Raw genomic sequence first — 8508 nt, forward strand, 5'->3', positions numbered from 1 at the left:
TTTACAACAACAGGTCAAATTGCTCATATTCAATTAGGTCTGCAAGATGTTTCGGATCAGTTTCAGATTCCCCAAAAGCTGTATGGACGCGAAGCGGAGATTGCAGCATTATTGGCGGCGTTTGAAAGAGTAGCCCCAAGAGGGAATGTTGGCGAAGCCCAGCGACCAGAGTCAGGCATAGAAAATCCTCAATTCCTTGTCGAAATGATGTTGGTTTCTGGCTATGCGGGAATTGGCAAATCAGCATTAGTGCAGGAACTCTATAAGCCGATCACAGCAAACCGTGGTTATTTTATTTCTGGTAAATTTGACCAATTCCGGCGCAATATTCCCTACAGCGCCATTGTGGATGCCCTGCAAAAGTTGGTGCAGCAACTTCTGGGGGAACCGGATGAGCAAGTGCAACAGTGGCGATCGCGTCTGCTCTCAGCTTTAGGAAGCAATGGGCAAATCATCATTGATGTCATTCCGGAAGTTGAATTAATTATTGGCAAACAGCCACCCGTACCCGAAGTTGGTGCAACTCAAGCTCAAAATCGCTTCAATCTCACGTTTCAAAGGTTTGTGCGGGCGTTTTGTGCAAAAGAGCATCCCCTGGTCGTCTTTTTAGACGATCTACAGTGGATCGATTCTGCGACGCTGAAGTTAATTGAACTCATATTGCTTGACGAGCAAACTCAATCCCTGTTTTTGATCGGAGCCTATCGAGATCATGAAGTGTCTTCAACGCATTCATTAATTTTGATGCTGGAGAGCTTGCGAAATCAGGGGGCAGCGCTTCAGGAAATTACCCTGACCCCCTTAACGCTCTTGCCGTTGACTCAACTGGTGGCTGAGACATTACATCGCAATCCTGATACTGTTCGTTCTTTAGCCCAAGTCGTGTTACGTAAAACCGAGGGCAACCCTTTCTTTGTTGGTGAGTTTTTGAAGCTGCTGCATAGCGAAAACCTGTTGAGCTTTGATGCCCAACAGTTGAGTTGGCAGTGGAACTTAACTGAGATTGAAGCTCAAGATATCACCGATAATGTGGTGGAGTTGCTGCTGCGTCAGTTGCAAAAATTACCGTCAGCAACACAGCAAGTTCTCTGCATCGCTGCTTGTGTTGGGTCTGAGTTTGATTTAGAAACATTGGCGATCGTTTGCGAAAAATCACCGAAAGCAATTTTTCAGGATCTACTTGTAGCAATACAAGCTGGATTAATTCAACCTCTGTCTGAATTGGACGAAGATTTGTTGGTTCAAGAGTATAAGTTTTTGCACGATCGCGTTCAGCAAGCGGCTTATGCTTTGATTGATGAGTCGCAGAAACAGGTTGTTCATCTCCAAATCGGTCGCAATTTGCTCGAAAAAACTTCACCAGAGCAACGATCTGATCGGTTGTTTGAAATCATCGATCATCTCAATCAAGGACTTGAGCTAGTCACTGCTCGATCAGAACGAACTGAAATTGCCAGATTGAATTTAATGGCAGGTCAGAAAGCAAAGGCAGCAACGGCTTATGAAGCAGCTTTTAAGTATTTCACTACAGGGCTTAAACTCCTCAATTCAGAGAGTTGGCTCACTGAGTATGACCTCACCTTAGCGCTGTACTCAGAAGCAGCAGAAGCGGCGTATCTCCAGGGTTGCTTTGATGAGATGGAACAGTTGGTAGAAGTGGTACTCGCTCGTGCCAAAACAGTGGTTGACAAAGTGCAAGTTTACGATAGCAGCATTCAAAGATATTTATCACAGGGCAACCTGAAAGAAGCACTCAAAATTGGCTTGGAAGTGTTGAAGCTCCTGGGAGTAATCTTACCAGAAAATCCAAGTGAGTTAGATGTTCGAGGCGGATTGGAGTCAACGGCTGCACTACTCGCCCAACGAGAAATTGAAGACTTGGTTAATTTACCAGAGATGACTGCACCAGAACCGCTAGCAGCAATGTCAATCCTAGCGAATATAGGGGCTGCTGCATTCATAGTATCACCAGCACTATTCATGCTGATTACTTGCAAAACGGTAAATTTATCAATCAACTACGGTAATGCTATCTGGTCACCACTGTATTATGCTGCCTACGGATTTGTTCTATGTGGAGTTGTTCAAGACATTGAACTCGGCTATAAATTTGGTCAATTGGCTCTTAGCTTGGCAGAACGATTGAATACCAAAAAAGGCAAGGTTAGAGCATTACAGTTATTTAGTGGCAATGTTATGCAATGGAAAGTACATCTTAAGGAGACGATACCACTGCTGGTTGAGGCTTATCAGGAAGGAGTGGAAACCGGAGACTTTGAAACCGCTGGTTATGCTGCATATGACGTGTGCTACAACTCGTTTTTCGTCGGTGAGTCACTCATCCAACTGGAACAGAAAACGGCAACATACAGCAAAGCGGTTGATCGAATCAGACGGGAAAGCCCCTCGACTTGGATTGTAATCGTGTGGCAGACCATTCTTAATTTGTTAGATAGGTCTCTTAATCCCAGTCGCTTAGTTGGTCGGGTGTATAACGAAGAGGAGGCGTTATCACACGCTATTGCAGTTAAAGATGGAACTGCAATTCAAATGCTATATCTGCACAAAGTTATACTGTTTTATCTATTTGAAGAACACCATCAAGCTGAACAGACTGCTATTTTGGCAAGGCAACATTTTGAAGAGGTGACAGCAATAACGGTTCTACCTATATTCTGTTTCTATCACTCTCTGGCGCTTTTGAACCTATCGCTTGAGGCTTCAAACTCTGAAAAAGCAGCTTGGCTAAACTCTGTTAACACCAACCAAGAAAAGATGCAAAAATGGGCGAGTCATGCCCCAATGAATTATCTCCATAAATTTTATTTAGTCGAAGCAGAGAAAGCGCGAGTCTTAGGGCAGCTCTTTGAGGCTGAAGAGTTTTATGAACGGGCGATCGCAGGTGCTGCTGAAAATGAGTTTATCCAGGAAGAAGCATTAGCTTATGAATTAGCGGCTAAACACTATCTGGCGCGAGGTCGGTCAAAAATTGCTCAAACTTATATGAAAGAGGCGCACTATTGCTACGATCGCTGGGGCGCAACCGCTAAAGTTAAAGACTTAGAAACTCGCTATCCACAGTTCTTTCCTCAGTCGTCTAGAACCGCTTCCACATCAATTCCTATTACTGCTGAAACTATCACTAATCCCTTCCATACTGCTTTCGACTTAGCAGCAGTGATGAAAGCTTCACAGGCGATTTCTCGTGAAATTGAACTGAAGCAATTGCTGCGATCACTGATGCAAACTTTAATTGAGAATGCTGGCGCACAAACCGGATATCTGATTTTAGAAAACTCAGGAGAATGGTCGATTGAAGCGGCTTGTGAACTCAATGCCGATGAGAATGCTTGTGCGACTCAGGTGTTACAATCTATTCCAATTGCCGATCAATTGCCAGAATCAATCATTCAATATGTGATTCGGACTCTGAAGCCTGTCACCTTAAATGATGCGACTCGTGAAGGTGCTTTTATTAATGAGCCATACATTCAACAGAACCAGCCTCAATCTATTTTCTGTTTGCCGCTGCTGAATCAAGCCAAGCTGGTCGGTGTATTGTATTTAGAAAATCGGTTAGCAACTGGAGTATTTACACCAGAGCGATCGCAGGTCTTGCAGCTATTATCGACTCAAGCAGCGATCGCCATCGAAAATGCCAACCTTTACTCAGAACTGCGGGCTAAGGAAAGCAAGATTACCCAGTTCCTTGAAGGGATTCCGGTGGGAATTGCGATCGTGGATGCGACGGGTTGCCCTTACTATGCCAACCAATGCGGCAATCAACTCCTGGGCAAAGAAACTGATACTTCCATAGCACCGGAGCAGATATCAGAGGCTTATCAGCTTTATGTAGCGGGAACGGATCAAATCTATCCAGCGGAGAGCTTGCCTGCTGTGCGGGCATTAAGGGGCGAACGCATCAGGACTGAAGATATAGAAATTCGTCGAGATCATGTCTCAATTCTACTTGAGGCACGGGGAACACCAGTTTTTGATCAACAGGGCAATATCATTTATGCGATCGCTACTTTTCAGGACATTACAGAGCGCAAACAAGCCGAGAAACTCCTAGCCGACTACAACTGCACTTTAGAGCAACAGGTTGCAGAACGAACTGCTGCGTTACGACAGAGTGAGGCCAATTACCGTAACCTGATTCAAACTGCGAATTCAATCATCCTTCGCACGGATAGGCAAGGACGAATTCGATACATGAATGACTATGGACTGAGCTTTTTTGGCTATGAGGAAGATCAGATTTTAGGGCGTACCCTCCTGGAAACAATCGTTCCAGAAACCGAAACATCTGGACGTAATCTCAAGCAGTTTGTTCACAATCTGTTTCACAATCTTGAAGCTTCCTTGCCTCAAGCTTACTTGCAAACCGAGAATGAAAACCTTTGTCGAGACGGTAGACGGGTTTGGATTGCCTGGTCGAATCAAGTCATCTTCAATGACCAGGGAGAAGTCGTTGAAATCTTATCGGTGGGCAATGACACCACCCAGCGCAGACAAGCAGAAGAGGCATTACAACGCAGTGAAGCTAAGTTCCGCAATATTTTTGAAAACTCACAGGTTGGCATCTTCCGCACCCGCCTCTCGGATGGATTACTTCTCGATGCCAATCAATGCTATGCCAATCTGCTTGGCTTTGATTCATCAGAGGAGATGATTGGGCTTGAACACGCCACAGACTACTATGTAAATCCCAGCGATCGCCAACAATTCCTTGAAGTGCTGAAGCGGGATCGGGAAGTGCGAAGCTATGAAGCACAGGGGCGAAAACGAGATGGGACAGTGTTTTGGGGACTTTTCTCTGCTTATCTGAATGCAGACGATGACTACATTGAAGGGGTGATTGCGGATATTAGCGATCGCAAACAGGCAGAAGCCGCGCTGCAAGCCTCTGAATCAGAACTGCGAGCGCTCTTCTCAGCCATTCCCGATCCGCTGTTTGTTTACAATGCTGAAGGGCAAGTGATCGACGCAATCCCAGGAAATCCATCCTATGGAGAGGAGTATAGGGAGGAGTATAGGGAGAAATATATTGGTAAAACACTGCATCAACTCTATGCCAAGGAACAAGTTGATGAATTCCTGGATTATATTCAGCAGGTGGTGAAAACCCAACAAGTACTCACCGTTGAATACATTGAATGCCAGTGGATAGCTAGACGAGAAGTCTGGTTTTCGGCTCGCATTGCCCCGATTCGGCACGAACAGGTGATTTGGTTGGCGCGAGACATTACGCTGCAAAAGCAAGCAGAAGCAACCTCGATTGTGGAAGAACGTAACCGCATGGCACGCGAAATTCACGACACACTCGCTCAGGCGTTCACAGGCATTCTGGCTCAGGTAGGAGCGGCAAACCAGGTGCTAACGGATGATGTAGAAGCAACTGGGGCACACCTAGATCTGATCAAAGAATTGGCGCGAACTGGACTGACTGAAGCGCGGCGATCGGTCGTCGCGCTCCGTCCTCAGCTTTTGGAGTCGGGCAGTTTACAGAGCGCTCTACATCGTCTCATCGCTCAAATCAGAACTGCCGCAATGGATACCACTTTATATTATGAGATTGAGGGTGCAGCGTATTCTCTACCTGCTGAAGTTGAGAGTAATCTATTGCGGATGGGGCAGGAAGCCTTAACCAATGCGATTCGACACGCCAATGCTGATGAAATTCGAGTGGAGCTAATCTACGAGCATGATCAGTTTTTGTTGCGCGTGAAAGACAACGGGCAGGGCTTTGGGGTTGGAAGTATTCCGTCCTCTGAGGGATTTGGCTTACTAGGCATGAGCGAACGGGCAGAGCGCATCGGCGCACAACTCACAATTCGGAGTCAACCTGGACAAGGAACAGAAATTATTGTCACCGTTGATCGAGAGGCATCACGATGAGCCAAGCCACGACCATTCGGGTTCTAATTGCAGATGATCACGCCATTTTTCGGCAAGGATTAGCCACGATCATTAACCGTGACCCAGAGATGCAGGTGATTGCCCAAGCCGAAAATGGTGAACAGGCGATCACCTTATTTCGGGAACACCAACCAGATGTAACGCTAATGGATCTGCGAATGCCTGAAGTGGAGGGGGTTGCCGCCATCAGTGCAATTTGTGCTACTGCTAAATCTGCTCGGATTATTGTACTGACCACGTATGATAGTGACGAAGATATTTATCGGGGATTGCAGGCAGGCGCAAAAGGATATCTGTTGAAAGAAACTGAACCTGACGAGCTTCTGAATGCTATTCGTACCGTTCACCGGGGTCAGAAGTACATTCCGCCCGATGTGGGAGGAAAGTTGGTACAGCGCCTCAGCAATCCAGAACTGAGTGAAAGAGAACTAGAAGTACTCGGCTCACTGGCGCAGGGGATGAGTAATGCCGATATTGCGACTGCTTTAAGTATCGGTGAAGGCACTGTCAAATCTCATGTCAATCGGATTTTGAACAAGTTAGATGTCAGCGATCGCACCCAAGCTGTAATTGTTGCCGTTAAACGCGGCATTGTTAATTTATAGGATGTACTTTCGATAGAATTGGGATTCTAACTTAAGTTATAGCTAGCCTTCTACTCTGCGATGGCATGGTTGCTCTATCAATTTGTACTGTAAAAGTTTTAACTTGCTATAGACGACAGCTTGAGGGCGATCGCCTATATTGAATTTATGCAAACAGTCATCCAAATGGATTGAGCAAGTAAATTGCACGATTCCATGCTTGATGCAGATGTAGAAAGATGAACGACGATCGTAGCCACAGTTCCTTACTTGTACCACCTTCAACACAAGATTGGATTCAAGGTGTGTTGAGTGCCAAGGTAGTGCTGGTGATGTATGGAGACTATCAATGCTCCAGAAGTGCAGACGTTTACAAGATGATTAAAGCGATCAAACGAGAGCTGAATACTTGTTTTGGAGAAGATTATTTATGCTTCATCTTCCGTCATTTTCCGCAAGCACAGATTCATCCCCAAGCTCAACGGGCAGCCGAAGCAGCCGTTGCCGCCGCCGTCCAAGGAAAGTTTCGGTTAATGAGCGATACTTTATTTGACCATCAACAAAGGTTGGAGAACGGTTATCTTGTCGAGTACGCCAATGATTTAGAGCTTGTCATTCCTCAATTTCTCAAAGAGTTGTCTAAACAAGTGCATGTCGATCGCATCAATGAAGATATCGAAAGCGGAATAGAGAGTAGAGTGACGACTACCCCAGCCCTGTTTATCAATGGAATTCAGTATACCGGGCACTGGAACACGACTGATCTGATGGCAGCCATGATTGCTGCAAGTTATTAAGCTCCCCGATCTTTGCTCCCAATTCATATCTGACTTGTTTGTTAGTGCTAGTAGTAATCTTGAAGAAGACGGATTTTGCGATAACCCTTCGGGATAGCTTCGCTTACCGCAGACATTGCCCTACAAGTTGGTTTCTCCAGTCAAAGCCACTTAACCCAACAGTTTAAGCGCCTCACTGGAATGACACCCAAACAGGTACGCTAACACCATAAGAATGACAAACCGTCGTCAGAATCTGAAAGAAGTTGAGCATTGTCACTCACTACACTTCAGATATATAGAACATTGCACAGATGAAACCATGAAATTTTCTTCACAACAGCTCAAAACAATCACGGACCGTCAGTGCCAAAATGCCCCTGCACAGTATAGTGATTTAAAAGTTCTTTTTTTAAACTGCACACTCAATAGAACGCCAGTGTTATCCCATACACAAGGGGTTATTAATATTGCCAAAGCTATCTTCGAGGCCAATGGGGTAACCACTCAAGTCATTCGACCTGTAGATTATGAGATAGCAGCTGGGCTAGGGTTAGATATGTCACAAACTAACGAGTGGCAGGCAGATGAATGGCCCCAGATCCAGAAAGAAATTGATGCAACTGACATTTTAGTGCTGTGTACTTCAGTATGGCTGGGTGAAAAAAGTTCTGTTTGTAGTCGAGTTTTAGAGCGGATGTATGGATACACTCATCTTTTGAATGAGAAAGGTCAGTACAGAGATTATGGGAAGGTTGGGGCAACCCTCATTACCGGGAATGAAGATGGTGTTAAACATTGCGCTATGAATATTTTGTTTTCCCTATCGCATATTGGCTATACGATCCCTCCACAAGCGGATGCAGGCTGGCTAGGCGAAGTGGGCCCTGGTCCTTCCTATTTAGATCCAGGGTCTGGAGGGACGGAGAACGAATTTACCAATCGCAATACCACCTTTTTAGCTTGGAACTGTATGCATATAGCCAGACTACTCAAAGATAATGGAGGTATTCCTCCTCACGGGAACCAACCTGACGTCTGGGATGCAGGTTGTAAGACAGACTTCAAAAATCCTGAGCATAAACGCTAGCAGAGATAGTCAGTAAATCGCAAAGTTTTTTCCAAGAGAATAAGCGTCAAGATTTTGTAAACAGAGATACATTTTTTGCTGAACTATGTGAAACCGGAGGTGATGATTAATTAGGTTTACTTATAGCAAGGCATAT

General features: G+C 45.3%; 5 protein-coding genes. All 5 read left to right on the forward strand.

Translation table 11 applies throughout. The annotated features are described in order from the left end of the window. Positions 1 to 5901: PAS domain S-box protein (locus tag H6G96_RS39375; RefSeq protein WP_190919925.1), on the forward strand; the 5901-nt coding region annotated here is incomplete at its 5' end. Continuing rightward, positions 5898 to 6527, forward strand: coding sequence for a response regulator transcription factor (locus tag H6G96_RS39380; protein WP_190919926.1), 630 nt, complete (start codon positions 5898 to 5900; stop codon positions 6525 to 6527). The genes H6G96_RS39375 and H6G96_RS39380, both read left to right, overlap by 4 nt. A gap of 218 nt (positions 6528 to 6745) precedes the next feature. Continuing rightward, a complete protein-coding gene (locus tag H6G96_RS39385) occupies positions 6746 to 7303 on the forward strand; it encodes a DsbA family protein (RefSeq protein ID WP_190919927.1) in 558 nt (185 codons plus the stop codon). A 114-nt stretch (positions 7304 to 7417) separates the two neighbouring features. Next, positions 7418 to 7507, forward strand: coding sequence for an AraC family transcriptional regulator (locus H6G96_RS42780; protein WP_322727620.1), 90 nt, complete (start codon positions 7418 to 7420; stop codon positions 7505 to 7507). Positions 7508 to 7604: 97 nt separating this feature from the next. Then, the gene (locus tag H6G96_RS39395; protein ID WP_190919928.1) at positions 7605 to 8372 is read left to right on the forward strand and encodes an NAD(P)H-dependent oxidoreductase; all 768 of its coding nucleotides are present in this window, start codon (positions 7605 to 7607) and stop codon (positions 8370 to 8372) included. Positions 8373 to 8508 lie beyond the last annotated feature (136 nt).

It is taken from the genome of Nostoc sp. FACHB-892 (assembly GCF_014698795.1).
In the GTDB taxonomy this organism is placed as follows: Bacteria; Cyanobacteriota; Cyanobacteriia; order Cyanobacteriales; family Nostocaceae; genus Nostoc.

Coding starts and splice junctions, on each gene's coding strand:
- H6G96_RS39380 (WP_190919926.1), top strand. CDS start 5,898: ATGAGCCAAGCCACGACCATTCGGGTTCTAATTGCAGATGATCACGCC.
- H6G96_RS39385 (WP_190919927.1), top strand. CDS start 6,746: ATGAACGACGATCGTAGCCACAGTTCCTTACTTGTACCACCTTCAACA.
- H6G96_RS39395 (WP_190919928.1), top strand. CDS start 7,605: ATGAAATTTTCTTCACAACAGCTCAAAACAATCACGGACCGTCAGTGC.